Below are 13,746 nucleotides of genomic sequence, written 5' to 3'. Positions count from 1 at the left end.
CTTGGCGTTCAAACGTCGCCGCTGGTTTGCCATCCCTCGCGGGTTCCGCGCGAGATCACGCGGTCGCCATCGAGTACGTCGCCCGCTGCGTAGGCCGGTGCATTGGCGAGCTTCGTCAGCAGCGGCGCGAAGTCGGTTTGTGCGACGCGGAACAGTTGCGCGAAGTCATCGATGACGAAGTAGGTTTGCTGGAATGTATCGATGCGGTAACGCGTGCTCAGCACGCGTTCCAGCGCGAAGCCAAGCCGGTTCGGCGCAGCGCTTTGCTGGCTGTATACCGTCTCGGCCTTGCTCGAGACGATGCCGGCACCGTAGATCTTCACGCCGTTCGGACTCGCGGCATCGCGGATCAGCCCGAACTCCACTGTGTACCAATAGAGCCGCGCGAGCAGCGGCAGTGCGCCCGCTTCGTTGGCAGCGAGCGCGGCGCGGCCGTACGCGTGCATGTAGTCAGCAAACACCGGGTTGATCAATAGCGGCACATGGCCGAACAGATCGTGAAAGCAGTCGGGCTCCTGCAGATAGTCGAGCTGGTCGGGGCGGCGCATCCACCACGTGACTGGGAAGCGGCGATTCGCCAGGTGCTCGAAAAACGCCTGATCCGGCACAAGGCCGGGCACGGCGACGATGCGCCAGCCGGTTGCCGGCGTGAGCGTCGCGTTGACGTCGTCGAAAGACGGCACGCGCTCGGACGGCAAGCCGATACGTTCGACGCCCGCGAGGAATTCATCGCAGGCACGGCCTTCGAGCAAGGCGGTTTGGCGCGCGTACAGCTGTTGCCAGACCGCATGGTCGACCGTGCCGTAGCGCTCGAGCGGCTGGTCGATCGTAAAGTCGGCGTGGGTCTCGAGACCTGCGTCGAACTGTTCTTTGAGTTTGGCGGTGCTGGCGGCGGACATGGCGAGCTTTAATAGAGGAAAGCGCAGCAAATCGATATATGCGAGTGTAGAGCGGAGCGGACGCGGAAGGGGCGCAAGATGGGCGTGAAAACGCAGGCCTATGCCATAATCGTGCATTAACTGGCCAATTGATGCGGGATATCACCATGCTTGAACTCGACCACTTCGATCTCGCACTGCTCGACGTGCTGCAGCGCTTTGCCCGTGCCACGCATCAGCAACTGGCAGAGCAGGTGCCGCTGTCGCCGTCGCAGATCGGGCGACGCCTGCAGCGGCTGGAACAGGTCGGCGTGGTGGATGGCTATCGCGTCGTGCTGCGGCCCGAAAAGCTCGGCCTCGGCGTCACCGCTTTCACGAGCCTGAAGCTGAAGCATCACGGCGATTCGATCATCGAGCAGTTTCAGCAGCAGATCGACGTGCTGCCCGAAGTGCTGGAATGTCACGCGGTCGTCGGCGATGCGGACTATCTGCTGCGCATCGTCGCGCCGGATCTGAATTACCTGTCGACTTTCGTGATGAAGAAGCTGATGCGCGTGCCGGGTGTCGATAGCGTGCGCTCGAATATCGTGCTGACCACGTTCAAACGCAACGGGCCGTTGCCGCTGGGGCATCTGGCGCCGGGGGCGGCACCGGTTTGAAGGTTTGAGGCGGTTGCCGGCGGTGTCGACCGGCAGGAAGAGGGAGCCGCGCGTGTCGCGCCGCGGCCCCTACAGAAACGCGATCTTTATGCTGCTCGCTTAGGCTCGTCGTCGGCATTCAGCAGATCGACATACGCGACCGGCACCAGATCCGCTTCGGATACGCCGAGGCTCTTGAACAGCGCTTCCGCTTCGGCGTGGCCGCCTTCGTCGTCGTCGTCCTGCGCGAGCACCACTTCGAGTTCGATGAAATCGCCGAGACCGTCGACGCGATCGAGATGAATCCGAGTGCGCCCGCTCAGATACACGTGACGCTCTTTCGAGACGATGCCGCGGGTGGTCAGCGCGGTCGCGAGCAGCGCATGCATCGCTTCGGGATTCGTGACCGGACTGCGCGTGTAGTACGACGCCTTCGGGCCGTCGCGGTCGTCGCGCTGGTAGAAGATCAACTCGGCTGGCGTGCCGTCGTCGAACTGGCGCAGCTTCAGGCGGCCGCGCGGCACGTCGTAGAAAAAGTCCTGCTGGCGAAAGATCAGCGGCGCGTCCGTCGCGAGCTGCGCGGCGCGCTCGCGAAGTTGGTCGAAATGCTGGGCGCGGGCTTTGATTTCGATGTTGCGTGCCATGTGGGCTCCTGTGAATGGGCGGAGTGATCGATGGATTCCGGGGCTGCTGCTGGTGTTGCCGGGGAGAAGCCGCGGGGAAGTACGAAGTCAGACGGAACGGAAAGCGATACGAGGGCGCTGCGCGAGCGCAAACCGACAATCTAGCAAAAACTCCGTGACGGAGTGCTTTCAGCCCGGGCGCTAGGTGGGAGAAGGAGGGGCATTAGCGGGACTCATATCGCAGCGCGTCAGATCGTCCTCGCTCAAATCGTCCACTGCTGTTCGATAAGCTTCAAGGCCGCCGCGATCGCCGGTTCGTCCTTGCGCTCGTCGAGCGTGATGAAGCTCAGCTGCGTCGGCACGGTGATGCCATCGACGATCGTCAGCGCGTGCGCATGCGCCTCGGCGATTGCGGTTGCGTCGCGCGCGAGCGTGAGACCGACGCCCGACTTGACCAGATCGAGCATCGACGGCTCCTGGTCAACTTCTGCCACCTTGACCGGTTTCACGCCCGCCTCGCCGAAACAGCGCGACAGCAGCCGGTTGTGCGCGGACGCCGGCGGCGTCCAGATCCACGGCAGCGCCGCGAGCGAGCGCCAGTCCCGCGCACCCTTCACGCGATCTTTCCAGCCCGCAGGAGCGAGCACGCGATACTGGAAGTGGGTGAGCGTGACCGCGTGAAACGTGGCGCCGTCGCGGGTGTCGTCGTCGGAGGGCAGGCCGATGTAATAGCCGACGTCGAGTTCGCCTGCGCGAATCTGTTCGCGCACCCAGCCCGACATGCCGTGGCGCAGCGCGGTTTCGATCTGCGGCCAGGTCTCGACGAGCTGCTTCAGGAAGCCGCCGAGACGCAAAAACTCGGGGTCGAGAATGGTGCCGATGCGCAGGCGCCCGCGCACTTCCTGGCGCAGCGATTGCGCCGCGCGCTTTACGTCGGCCGCCGCGCCCAGCGCGCGTTCAGCGTGCGGCAGCAGCGCCTGGCCGTCGCGCGTCAGCGCGAGCCCGTGGGAAGTCCGCGTGAACAGCGTCACGCCGAGCGTCTCCTGCAAGTGTTTGACTTGCAGGCTGACGGCGGGTTGGGTCAGGTGCAGCTGCACCGCGGCACGCGTGAGGTTGCCCTCGCGTGCGACGGTGACGAAAGCCCTAAGCAGAGTCAGATCCATATCCTGATATTAGCGCGGCTTATAGCGCAGTTGAGCATTACTCATTGGATTTGTCGCTCGTAGACGCCGTACGCTGAGCGTTGAGCATGCTTCGGCGCGCGGTATCGAGCGCGAAGCGGAAGATTTCACAGCAAAGAGGAACGAGATGAGCGAGACATATTCCGACGCAACCGCGCAGGACGACACCGCACGCAGCGCGGCGGGCGCACACGCGCTGAGCCATTTCATCAACGGCAAGACCGTCGAAGGCACGAGCGGGCGCTTCGGCGACGTCTTTAATCCGGCGCTCGGCAGCGTCAGCGCACGCGTGCCGCTCGCGAGCGTCGCCGAGGTGGACGCTGCTGTTGCCGCGGCCAGAGGCGCGTTTCCCGCCTGGAGCGAAACCGCGCCGATCAAGCGCGCGCGGGTGCTGTTCAAGTTCAAGGAACTGCTCGACCGCCATCACGACGAACTCGCGGAACTGATCACGCGCGAGCACGGCAAGGTGTTTTCCGACGCCAAAGGCGAAGTGATGCGCGGCATCGAGATCGTCGAATTCGCGTGCGGCATCCCGAATCTGCTGAAAACTGATTTCACCGATCAGATCGGCGGCGGCATCGACAACTGGAATCTGCGGCAGCCGCTCGGCGTGGTCGCCGGCATCACGCCGTTCAATTTCCCGATGATGGTGCCGTGCTGGATGTTCCCGGTCGCGCTCGCGTGCGGCAACACCTTCGTGCTCAAGCCGTCCGAACGCGATCCGTCCGCATCGATCCGGCTCGCCGAACTTCTCAAGGAAGCGGGCCTGCCGGACGGCGTGTTCAACGTCGTGCACGGCGACAAGGTCGCGGTGGATGCGCTGCTCGCGCATCCCGAGGTGAGCGCACTGTCGTTCGTCGGTTCGACCCCGATCGCCGAATACATCTACACGGAAGGCACGAAGCACGGCAAGCGCGTGCAGGCGTTGGGCGGGGCCAAGAATCACCTCGTCGTGATGCCCGACGCCGATCTCGATCAGGCCGTCGACGCACTGATCGGCGCCGCCTACGGTTCGGCCGGCGAGCGTTGCATGGCGATTTCGGTGGCGGTCGCGGTGGGTCATATCGCCGATGAGCTGATCGAGCGTCTGACGCCGCGCGTGAAGAACCTGAAGATCCTCAACGGCATGGAAGCGGCGGCCGAGATGGGGCCGCTCGTCACCGGCGCGCATCGCGACAAGGTGGTCGGCTATATCGACGCTGGCGTCGCCGCGGGCGCGAAGCTCGTCGTCGATGGACGCTCTCATCAGGTCGTGGGACACGAGAAGGGCTTCTTCCTCGGCGGCACGCTGTTCGACGACGTGTCGCCCGACATGAAGATCTACCGCGAGGAAATCTTCGGGCCGGTACTGTGCGTCGTGCGCGTGCCAGACTTTGCCTCGGCGGTCGAGCTGATCAACGCGAATCAGTTTGCGAACGGCGTGTCGCTGTTCACGTCCGACGGCGGCATCGCGCGCGCGTTTTCCCGGCAGATCGAGATCGGCATGGTCGGCATCAACGTGCCGATTCCGGTGCCGATGGCCTGGCATTCGTTCGGCGGCTGGAAGAAGTCGCTGTTCGGCGATCATCACGCGTACGGTGAGGAAGGCGTGCGGTTCTACACCCGCTACAAGAGCATCATGCAGCGTTGGCCCGACAGCATTGCGAAGGGCGCCGAATTCACGATGCCGGTCGCCAAATAAGCTGGCGGCTTTGCGCCGCGTCAAGTCGGCGAACGCGCGAACAAAAGAGTAAAAGCGAATAAAAGCGCGTCGCGGCGTAAGCGTGGAGGCGATCGAGCTTCCACGCCTGCGCTGCGAAAAATGCTTAGGAGACTGAACGATGGGTCATACCGACAGTACGCCTCGCGCCGCACGGCGGCTCGAAGGCGAGTTCGACTACATCATTGTCGGTGCGGGCACTGCGGGCTGCGTGCTGGCGAACCGGCTCACCGAAGATCCCGACATCCGCGTGCTGCTGCTGGAAGCCGGCGGGAAAGACGACTATCACTGGATTCATGTGCCGGTCGGCTACCTGTATTGCATCGGCAATCCGCGCACGGACTGGCTGTACAAGACTCAGGCAGAGCCGGGTCTGAACGGCCGCGCGCTGTCCTACCCACGCGGGCGTGTGCTCGGCGGGAGTTCGTCGATCAACGGCATGATCTATATGCGCGGTCAGCGTGAAGACTACGACGAATGGGCCCGTGTGACGAACGACAGCACGTGGTCATGGAACGCGGTGCTGCCGGTCTTCAGGCGCAGCGAGGATCATCACGGCGGCGCCAACGAAGCGCACGGGGCAGGCGGACCCTGGCGCGTCGAGAAGCAGCGGCTCAAATGGAAGATCCTCGAAGAGTTCGCGCAAGCCGCGCAGCAAACCGGCATTCCCGCCACCGACGATTTCAATCGCGGCGACAATACCGGCGTCGGCTACTTCGACGTCAACCAGAAGCGCGGCATTCGCTGGAATGCGTCGAAGGCGTTTTTGCGGCCCGCGTTGAAGCGGGGGAACCTCACGGTTATTACCGGTGCGCACACGCAGCGCGTCGTGTTCGACGGCCGCCGCTGCAGGGGAGTCGAATATCGTGGCGGCGACGTCGAGTATCTCGCCAAAGCGCGTTGCGAAGTGATCCTTTCGGCCGGCGCGGTCAACTCGCCGCAACTGCTCGAATTGTCCGGCGTCGGCAATGGTGCGCGTCTGCAGAATCTCGGCATCGAGATCGTTCAGGATCTGCGCGGCGTCGGCGAAAATCTGCAGGACCATCTGCAACTGCGCATGGCGTATCAGGTGCAGGGCGTGCGCACGTTGAATACGATGTCCGCGCACTGGTGGGGCAAGCTGATGATCGGCATGCAGTACGCGTTGTTTCAGAGCGGACCGATGTCGATGTCGCCGTCGCAACTCGGCGCGTTCGCGAAGTCCGATGCCGACGATCGCTCGCTGTCGCGACCCGATCTCGAGTATCACGTGCAGCCTTTGTCGCTCGACCGCTTTGGCGAACCGTTGCATCGCTTCAATGCGTTCACGGCGTCGGTGTGTCAGCTGCGCCCGACGTCGCGCGGCAGCATTCATATTGCGTCGGCCGATTCTTCCGCGCCACCGTTGATCGCGCCGAACTATCTGTCGACCGACTATGACCGCCACGTCGCCGCGAACGCGCTACGTCTGACGCGCCGCATCGTCGCGGCGCCCGCGCTCGCGCGCTATCAGCCGCGGGAGATTCTGCCGGGCCTGCAGTATCAGAGTGAAGAAGAATTGCAGCAGGCCGCGGGCGCGGTCGGCACGACGATCTTCCATCCGGTCGGCACCTGCCGCATGGGCACGACCGACGATCCCGCCGCGGTCGTCGACAACCGGCTACGGGTTATCGGAGTCGAGGGCTTGCGTGTCGTCGATGCATCGGTGATGCCCAACATCACGTCGGGCAACACCAATTCGCCGACGCTGATGATCGCAGAACGCGCGAGCGACATGATCCGCGAGGATCGTCGCGCGCGCGTGAGCGGCAGCATCGCAGCGCAAATGGGTGTGGCTGCGTCGATGTCGCCTGTGTGACATTCAACGGGCGATGGAAACTGAGCGGATCGGTCATGTTTTCCGCCGCATTCATGAAACATGCTAACCGCGTGCCAGGTGCGCACGGCGCGGGCCTCGTTCACTAAGTGCAAATCCCAATGAATGCGCTGCATCATTGGGGCGACAATGGCAGCCATGCTGCGTGCCGCGCCATGGATCACCGTCCGGATTGGTGCAGCACGCCAACGAGCGGCCAGGGGTGCCGCCAACATAACAAGTCGCGCAGAACTTCGCGCGGAAAGATCGTAGTGCTTCGCCTTACTCCGTATGGAAGGGAACATGATTCTCGGCGATACGATTCTCGAAACGCGCGGCCTCACCCGCGAGTTCAAAGGCTTTGTCGCCGTGAACGGCGTGAACCTGCGTGTGCGCCGTGGCTCGATCCATGCGCTGATCGGGCCCAATGGAGCGGGCAAGACCACCTGCTTCAATCTGCTCACCAAATTTCTTGAACCCACCGCGGGTCAGATCGTTTTCAACGGGGTCGATATCACCGGCGAACGTCCGGCGCAGATCGCGCGGCGCGGCATCATCCGTTCGTTCCAGATTTCCGCGGTATTTCCGCATCTGACGGCATTGCAGAACGTGCGCATCGGGTTGCAGCGCTCGCTCGGCACCGCGTTTCACTTCTGGAAGAGTGAGCGTACGCTGCGGCGTCTGAACGATCGCGCGATGGATCTGCTGACTCAGGTCGGCCTGACCGATTTCGCCGATGTGTTGACGGTCGAGCTCGCCTACGGCCGCAAGCGCGCGCTCGAAATCGCGACCACGCTCGCAATGGAGCCGGAACTGATGCTGCTCGACGAGCCGACGCAAGGCATGGGTCATGAGGACGTCGATCGCGTGACCGCGTTGATCAAAAAAGTATCGGCGGGCCGCACGATCCTGATGGTCGAACACAACATGAATGTGATCGCCGGTATCTCCGACACGATCACCGTGCTGCAACGGGGTGAAGTGCTCGCCGAGGGCAGCTACGCGGAAGTGTCGAAGAATCCGCTCGTGATGCAAGCCTACATGGGCAGCGCCGACGCGGCGCTCGCCGGAGCCCACGCATGAATACGACGGTCGAGCGCGAAGGCCTCGAAGCGAACGAAACAAAAAGCGGCGCGCCCGCGCTGGAAATCGCGGGACTGCAAGCCTGGTACGGGGAATCCCATATTCTGCACGGCGTCGATCTGTCGGTCGGCCGTGGCGAGGTCGTGACGCTGCTCGGGCGCAATGGCGCGGGCCGCACCACGACGCTGCGCGCAATCATGGGCCTGACGGGCCGCCGTACCGGCTCGATCCGGATCGGCGGACGCGAAACGATCGGCCTGCCCACGCATCGCATCGCGCATTGCGGCATCGGCTATTGCCCCGAAGAGCGCGGCATTTTTTCGAGCCTGTCGTGCGAGGAAAATCTGCTGCTGCCGCCGCCCGTTGGCGATAAGGCGCACATGATGTCGCTCGAGGAAATCTACGCGATGTTCCCGAATCTGCACGAGCGGCGCATGAGCCAGGGCACGCGGCTCTCGGGCGGCGAACAGCAGATGCTCGCGGTCGCGCGAATTCTGCGTACCGGCGCGAATCTGCTGCTGCTCGACGAAATCTCGGAAGGGCTCGCGCCCGTGATCGTGCAGGCGCTCGCGCGGATGATCATCACGTTGAAGGCGCGCGGCTACACGATCGTGATGGTCGAGCAGAACTTCCGCTTCGCCGCGCCGCTCGCGGATCGTTTCTATGTGATGGAGCACGGCATGATCGTCGAGCATTTCGGGGCTGGCGAGCTCGAAGGCAAGATGCCGGTGCTGCACGATTTACTGGGCGTATAGAGAAGGGACACACACGCGCCCGACTGCCTCTGATAACCACAAGCGAAGAACCAGGAGACATGCATGAAAAAGAATCCACTCGCGCGAATCGCCTCACTCTGTTTCGCGGTCGCCGCCGGCACCGCACTGACGCTGGGCAACGCGCAAGCGGCCGACGATGCCGTGAAGATCGGCTTCATCACGGATCTGTCGGGACTGTACGCGGATATCGACGGGCAGGGCGGTCTTGAAGCGATCCGGATGGCAGTCGCCGACTTCGGCGGCAAGGTCAACGGCAAGCCGATCACGGTGCTGTACGCGGATCACCAGAACAAGGCGGACATCGCGGCGTCGCGCGCTCGCGAATGGTTCGACCGCGATGGCGTCGACGTGGTGATCGGCGGCACCAACTCGGCGACCGCTCTGTCGACGAACACCGTCGCGGGCGAGAAGCACAAGGTCTACATCAACGTCGGCGCGGGCGCCGATACGCTGACCAACGAGCAATGCACGCCTTACACGATCCACTACGCATACGACACTACCGCGCTCGCAAACGGCACGGGCTCGGCGGTTACAAAGCAGGGTGGCAAGACGTGGTACTTCCTGACCGCCGACTACGCGTTCGGGAAGGCGCTCGAAAAAGCGACCTCGGACGTCGTGAAGGCGAATGGCGGTCAGGTGCTCGGCTCGGTGCGTCATCCGCTGTCGGCGTCGGACTTCTCGTCGTTCCTGTTGCAGGCGCAGGCGTCGAAGGCGCAGATCCTCGGCCTCGCGAATGCGGGCGGGGACACGATCAACTCGATCAAGGCCGCGAAGGAATTCGGCATCACGAAGACGATGAAGCTCGCTGCGCTGCTGATGTTCATCAATGACGTGCACAGCCTCGGTCTCGAAACGACGCAGGGTCTCGTGCTGACCGACAGCTGGTACTGGAACAAGGACGCCGACACCCGCAAGTGGTCGCAGCGCTACTTCGAGAAGATGAAGAAGATGCCGTCGAGCCTGCAGGCCGCCGATTACTCGGCCGCGATGAACTATCTGAAGGCGGTGCAGGCAGTCGGCTCGACCGATCCGGACAAGGTGATGGCGCAGCTGCGCAAGACCAAGATCGACGACTTCTACGCGAAGGGCTACATCCGTCAGGACGGCAGCATGATCCACGATATGTACCTGATGCAGGTGAAGACGCCGGCCGAATCTAAGGAGCCGTGGGACTACTACAAGATCATGGCGACGATTCCGGGCGATCAGGCGTTCACGACCAAGGCGCAGACTCGCTGCGCGCTGTGGAAGTAATAGCGGACGGGCGGGATGCGGTCGAGGACCGCGCCGACCTGAGAGAACCGCCGGCGCTGCAGCGATACGCGCTGGCGGGTAACCGTTTCAGATGCCGCACGCGATGGGCAGTGTCGCCGCTCGCCGCGTGCCGGCCGGATCGTGCGTTACCGATCTCACCTTGACGATGGCTTGAAGGGCTAAGGGCTTCAATGGACATCTTTGGCGTTCCGCTGCCGGCGATGCTGAGCCAGCTTCTGCTCGGGCTCGTGAACGGCTCGTTCTACGCGATTCTGAGCCTCGGGCTGGCTGTGATTTTTGGCCTGCTCAACGTGATTAACTTCGCGCATGGCGCACTATTCATGCTCGGCGCGATGCTCGCGTGGATGGGGCTTTCGTATTTCAATTTGCCGTACTGGGTGATGCTCGTGCTCGCGCCGCTGATCGTCGGACTCGTCGGCGTCGCGATCGAGCGGTCGATGCTGCGCTGGCTTTACAAGCTCGATCATCTGTATGGCCTGTTGCTGACGTTCGGCCTCACGCTCGTGATCGAAGGCGTGTTCCATTCGATCTACGGCTCGTCGGGCCAGCCGTACGACGTGCCGTCGGCGCTGTCGGGCGCGACCAATCTCGGCTTCATGTATCTGCCGAACTATCGCGCGTGGGTGGTCGTCGCGTCGCTGATCGTGTGCTTCGTGACATGGTTCGTGATCGAGAAGACACGGCTTGGCGCGTATCTGCGAGCGGGTACCGAAAACCCGAAGCTCGTCGAGGCATTCGGCATCAACGTGCCGCTGATGATCACGCTGACCTACGGCTTCGGCGTCGCGCTCGCGGCGTTTGCCGGCGTGCTCGCCGCACCGGTGATTCAGGTCTCGCCGCTGATGGGCCAGCCGATGATCATCACTGTATTCGCGGTGGTCGTGATCGGCGGCATGGGCTCGATCATGGGCTCGATTCTGACCGGGCTGATGCTCGGCGTAATCGAAGGACTCACGCGTGTGTACTACCCCGAGGCGTCGGCGACCGTCGTCTTCGTGATCATGGCGCTCGTGTTGCTCGTGCGTCCGGCGGGTCTTTTCGGCAGGGAAAAATGATGCAGAGAAAAGTGCTCTACGGTCTGCTGCTGATCGTGCTGCTCGCGGTGCCGGTGCTCGGCATCTATCCGCTCTTCGTGATGAAGGTGCTGTGCTTCGCGCTGTTCGCGGCCGCCTTCAATCTGCTGATCGGCTATACGGGCTTGCTGTCCTTCGGCCATGCGATGTTTCTCGCGTCGGCCGGTTACGTGACCGGCTATGCGATGCAGACGCTCGGCTTTTCGCCTGAGCTCGGCGTGCTGAGCGGCACTGCGGCGGCGACGCTGCTTGGCCTCGTCGTCGGCTTCTTCGCGATTCGCCGTCAAGGCATCTACTTTGCGATGGTGACGCTCGCGCTCGCGCAGATGGTTTACTTCGTGTTCCTGCAGGCGCCGTTCACGCACGGCGAAGACGGTCTGCAAGGCGTGCCGCGCGGGAATCTGTTCGGTGTGTTGAGTCTGTCGTCGGATGTCGCGCTGTATTTCGTCGTGCTCGCGGTGATCGTCCTGGCATTCCTGCTGATCGTGCGGATCGTGCATTCGCCGTTCGGCCAGGTGCTCGTCGCGATCAAGGAAAACGAGCCGCGTGCGGTGTCGCTCGGCTATGATACCGACCGTTTCAAGCTGCTCGCCTTCATTCTGTCGGCCGGCATCGCGGGTCTCGCGGGTTCGCTGAAGGTACTCGTGCAAGGCTTCGAAACGCTGAGCGATGCCTATTGGACGATGTCCGGCCTCGTGATCCTTATGACGCTGGTGGGCGGCATGGGCACGTTGTTCGGGCCGCTGCTCGGCGCCGCACTGATCGTGTCGCTCGAAGACAGGCTCGGCGATATCGGCTCGGCGCTCGCGTCGATGACCGGCATCGACTGGTTCCGCTCGCTCGGCGAATCGGTGACGATCGTCACGGGGCTGATTTTCATCGCGTGTGTGCTGGCGTTCCGGCGCGGCATCGTCGGCGAGATCGTCGCGCGCGTGCGACCGTTACGGGCTTGAGATTGACTGTATGATGCCGGCCGGGAGGGCGCATGCTTGATGCAGTGCGATACGCGATTGCTTCGACGTCCGATGTAATCGCGGCTTGGGCTGAAGGTCCGGTGGATCGGGGACTGGAGCGAACCTGCGGCAAACCGTGTGACGAAATGCGCGCAGCGCGCCCCAATCCGGTGCCGCAGTGCACCACTAGGGTAATTGCTAGTTGTGACTGCAGGGGTGGTCGTTTAATCTTCATCCAGTTCTGATGCACCACGAATTTGCAGGTGGAGAACGAGGAGACAATTGAGGCACTAAGTGCCCAGAAGAAAGCGCTGTTGGATTGATATCCAACAGCGCTTTTTTATTTGTGTTTTTCGAATTTCTTGATGCGATCTCCTGCTTATTTCGCGCGGTATTTTTTATTCCTCGGCAGCCGCAGCAGCTAAACATCACAAGCCTTCGAAACGCTTGCAGCACGGCGCTTGCGTCCGCTAAACTCGCTATTCACCGACCACTGGGTTGGCAATTAAATCCGTGGATTTAATTGCAATTGAACAACGGGTTTAATAGAGGAGCAGGATGAAGTCGGCATTGCGTTGGATCAGCGCGGCATTGGTCGCCACAGGGGTTTCGGCTGCATGGAGCGGCCATGCATTTGCGGATGTGAAAATCGGCGTCACCGTGTCGGCAACAGGGCCGGCCGCATCGCTTGGTATTCCGGAAAAGAACACGATTGCGCTGCTGCCGGAGGAAGTAGCGGGCCAGAAGATCGACTACATCGTTCTTGACGACGCAACCGATTCCACTCAGGCGGTCAAGAACGCCCGCAAGCTCACTAGTGAAGACCACGTCGATGCATTGATCGGCTCGACCGTCGTGCCGAACTCGCTCGCCATGATCGACATTGCGTCAGAAACCTCCACGCCGATGATCTCCCTGGCCGCGGCTGCGGGCATCGTCGAACCGATGGACGCGAAGCGCGCATGGGTCTTCAAGACGCCGCAAAACGACATTCTGATGGCCACGGCGATCGCGCAGCACATGGCCAATCACGGCGTGAAAACGGTCGCGTTCATTGGTTTTTCCGACGCGTACGGCGAGAGCTGGTTCAAGGAATTCAGCAAGGCCGCTGACCTCGCGAAGATCAGGATCGTCGCGAATGAGCGCTTCGCGCGCAACGACGCGTCGGTCACGGGTCAGGTGCTGAAGATGATGTCGCAGAACCCGGACGCGGTGCTGATCGCCGGTGCGGGCACGCCGGCCGCATTGCCGCAGAAAACGCTGAAGGAGCGCGGCTACAAGGGCAAGTACTATCAGACGCACGGCGTCGCGAACAACGACTTCCTGCGCGTGTGCGGCAAGGATTGCGAAGGCACGTGGCTGCCCGCCGGCCCGCTACTGATCGCCGAGCAACTACCCGAGACGAATCCGGTGAAGAAGAGCGCGCTCGCGTACAAGCATGCATATGAAACGGCGTACGGCGCGGGTTCGGTGTCGACGTTCGGCGGTCATGCGTGGGACGCGGGTTTGCTGCTGCAGCGTGCGATCCCGCTCGCGTTGAAGAAGGGTCAACCAGGCACGCTGGCATTCCGCGACGCGCTGCGTGCCGCAGTCGAAGGCACGAAAGATTTGCCCGCGTCACACGGCATCTTCAACATGAGCGCGAACGACCACGCCGGTCTCGATCAGCGGGCGCGCGTGATGGTGCAGATCGTCGACGGCAAGTGGAAGCTCGCCGGCGACTGAGCGAA

12 protein-coding genes are annotated in these 13,746 nt (G+C 62.7%); 9 read left to right on the top strand and 3 right to left on the bottom strand.

Annotated elements, in window-relative coordinates; translation table 11 throughout:
* Positions 1-8: 8 nt before the first annotated feature.
* On the bottom strand, positions 9-899 hold the full coding sequence (gene phhA, locus QFZ94_RS30420) for a phenylalanine 4-monooxygenase (protein WP_429461460.1): 891 nt from the start codon (positions 897-899) through the stop codon (positions 9-11).
* A gap of 146 nt (positions 900-1,045) precedes the next feature.
* On the opposite strand from phhA, the gene QFZ94_RS30415 reads away from it, so the two are divergent.
* A complete protein-coding gene (locus QFZ94_RS30415; RefSeq protein WP_429461458.1) occupies positions 1,046-1,537 on the top strand; it encodes an Lrp/AsnC family transcriptional regulator in 492 nt (163 codons plus the stop codon).
* A gap of 86 nt (positions 1,538-1,623) precedes the next feature.
* On the opposite strand, the gene QFZ94_RS30410 is transcribed toward QFZ94_RS30415, so the two are convergent.
* Positions 1,624-2,160, bottom strand: coding sequence for a class IV adenylate cyclase (locus QFZ94_RS30410; RefSeq protein ID WP_429461456.1), 537 nt, complete (start codon positions 2,158-2,160; stop codon positions 1,624-1,626).
* 242 nt (positions 2,161-2,402) lie between these two features.
* The gene (locus QFZ94_RS30405) at positions 2,403-3,302 is read right to left on the bottom strand and encodes a LysR family transcriptional regulator (RefSeq protein ID WP_429461454.1); all 900 of its coding nucleotides are present in this window, start codon (positions 3,300-3,302) and stop codon (positions 2,403-2,405) included.
* A 145-nt stretch (positions 3,303-3,447) separates the two neighbouring features.
* On the opposite strand from QFZ94_RS30405, the gene QFZ94_RS30400 reads away from it, so the two are divergent.
* From QFZ94_RS30400 to QFZ94_RS30365, 8 genes are all read left to right on the top strand, one after another.
* On the top strand, positions 3,448-5,001 hold the full coding sequence (locus tag QFZ94_RS30400) for a CoA-acylating methylmalonate-semialdehyde dehydrogenase (RefSeq protein WP_429461452.1): 1,554 nt from the start codon (positions 3,448-3,450) through the stop codon (positions 4,999-5,001).
* A gap of 139 nt (positions 5,002-5,140) precedes the next feature.
* Positions 5,141-6,856, top strand: a complete 1,716-nt coding sequence (locus QFZ94_RS30395) for a GMC family oxidoreductase (protein WP_429461450.1) — start codon at positions 5,141-5,143, stop codon at positions 6,854-6,856.
* 300 nt (positions 6,857-7,156) lie between these two features.
* Positions 7,157-7,936, top strand: coding sequence for an ABC transporter ATP-binding protein (locus QFZ94_RS30390; protein ID WP_018418872.1), 780 nt, complete (start codon positions 7,157-7,159; stop codon positions 7,934-7,936).
* The gene (locus QFZ94_RS30385) at positions 7,933-8,691 is read left to right on the top strand and encodes an ABC transporter ATP-binding protein (protein WP_429461448.1); all 759 of its coding nucleotides are present in this window, start codon (positions 7,933-7,935) and stop codon (positions 8,689-8,691) included. Before QFZ94_RS30390 ends, QFZ94_RS30385 begins: the two co-directional genes overlap by 4 nt.
* A 63-nt stretch (positions 8,692-8,754) precedes the next feature.
* Complete coding sequence (locus QFZ94_RS30380) at positions 8,755-9,969, top strand: ABC transporter substrate-binding protein (RefSeq protein ID WP_429461446.1); 1,215 nt, start codon at positions 8,755-8,757, stop codon at positions 9,967-9,969.
* Positions 9,970-10,160: 191 nt separating this feature from the next.
* Complete coding sequence (locus tag QFZ94_RS30375; protein ID WP_368584865.1) at positions 10,161-11,045, top strand: branched-chain amino acid ABC transporter permease; 885 nt, start codon at positions 10,161-10,163, stop codon at positions 11,043-11,045.
* Positions 11,045-12,016, top strand: a complete 972-nt coding sequence (locus QFZ94_RS30370) for a branched-chain amino acid ABC transporter permease (RefSeq protein ID WP_429461444.1) — start codon at positions 11,045-11,047, stop codon at positions 12,014-12,016. The genes QFZ94_RS30375 and QFZ94_RS30370 overlap by 1 nt, the downstream gene beginning before the upstream one ends.
* Before the next feature lie 558 nt (positions 12,017-12,574).
* Positions 12,575-13,741 carry an ABC transporter substrate-binding protein gene (locus tag QFZ94_RS30365; RefSeq protein ID WP_429461442.1) on the top strand — a complete coding sequence of 389 codons (1,167 nt, stop codon included), beginning with the start codon at positions 12,575-12,577 and terminating at the stop codon, positions 13,739-13,741.
* The last annotated feature ends 5 nt before the right edge of the window (positions 13,742-13,746 follow it).

Origin of the sequence: Paraburkholderia sp. JPY465, from assembly GCF_050436725.1 — a bacterium.
Taxonomy (GTDB): domain Bacteria; phylum Pseudomonadota; class Gammaproteobacteria; order Burkholderiales; family Burkholderiaceae; genus Paraburkholderia; species Paraburkholderia youngii.
The sequence above is the reverse complement of the archived record's forward strand: the minus strand, read 5'-3'. Positions and strand labels throughout refer to the sequence as shown.

What these genes read in the sequence shown, in the direction of transcription:
- QFZ94_RS30365 (WP_429461442.1), top strand. Translation starts at nt 12,575, where the DNA reads ATGAAGTCGGCATTGCGTTGGATCAGCGCGGCATTGGTCGCCACAGGG.
- QFZ94_RS30380 (WP_429461446.1), top strand. Translation starts at nt 8,755, where the DNA reads ATGAAAAAGAATCCACTCGCGCGAATCGCCTCACTCTGTTTCGCGGTC.
- QFZ94_RS30395 (WP_429461450.1), top strand. Translation starts at nt 5,141, where the DNA reads ATGGGTCATACCGACAGTACGCCTCGCGCCGCACGGCGGCTCGAAGGC.
- QFZ94_RS30390 (WP_018418872.1), top strand. Translation starts at nt 7,157, where the DNA reads ATGATTCTCGGCGATACGATTCTCGAAACGCGCGGCCTCACCCGCGAG.
- phhA (WP_429461460.1), bottom strand. Translation starts at nt 899, where the DNA reads ATGTCCGCCGCCAGCACCGCCAAACTCAAAGAACAGTTCGACGCAGGT.
- QFZ94_RS30405 (WP_429461454.1), bottom strand. Translation starts at nt 3,302, where the DNA reads ATGGATCTGACTCTGCTTAGGGCTTTCGTCACCGTCGCACGCGAGGGC.
- QFZ94_RS30385 (WP_429461448.1), top strand. Translation starts at nt 7,933, where the DNA reads ATGAATACGACGGTCGAGCGCGAAGGCCTCGAAGCGAACGAAACAAAA.
- QFZ94_RS30370 (WP_429461444.1), top strand. Translation starts at nt 11,045, where the DNA reads ATGCAGAGAAAAGTGCTCTACGGTCTGCTGCTGATCGTGCTGCTCGCG.
- QFZ94_RS30415 (WP_429461458.1), top strand. Translation starts at nt 1,046, where the DNA reads ATGCTTGAACTCGACCACTTCGATCTCGCACTGCTCGACGTGCTGCAG.
- QFZ94_RS30400 (WP_429461452.1), top strand. Translation starts at nt 3,448, where the DNA reads ATGAGCGAGACATATTCCGACGCAACCGCGCAGGACGACACCGCACGC.
- QFZ94_RS30375 (WP_368584865.1), top strand. Translation starts at nt 10,161, where the DNA reads ATGGACATCTTTGGCGTTCCGCTGCCGGCGATGCTGAGCCAGCTTCTG.
- QFZ94_RS30410 (WP_429461456.1), bottom strand. Translation starts at nt 2,160, where the DNA reads ATGGCACGCAACATCGAAATCAAAGCCCGCGCCCAGCATTTCGACCAA.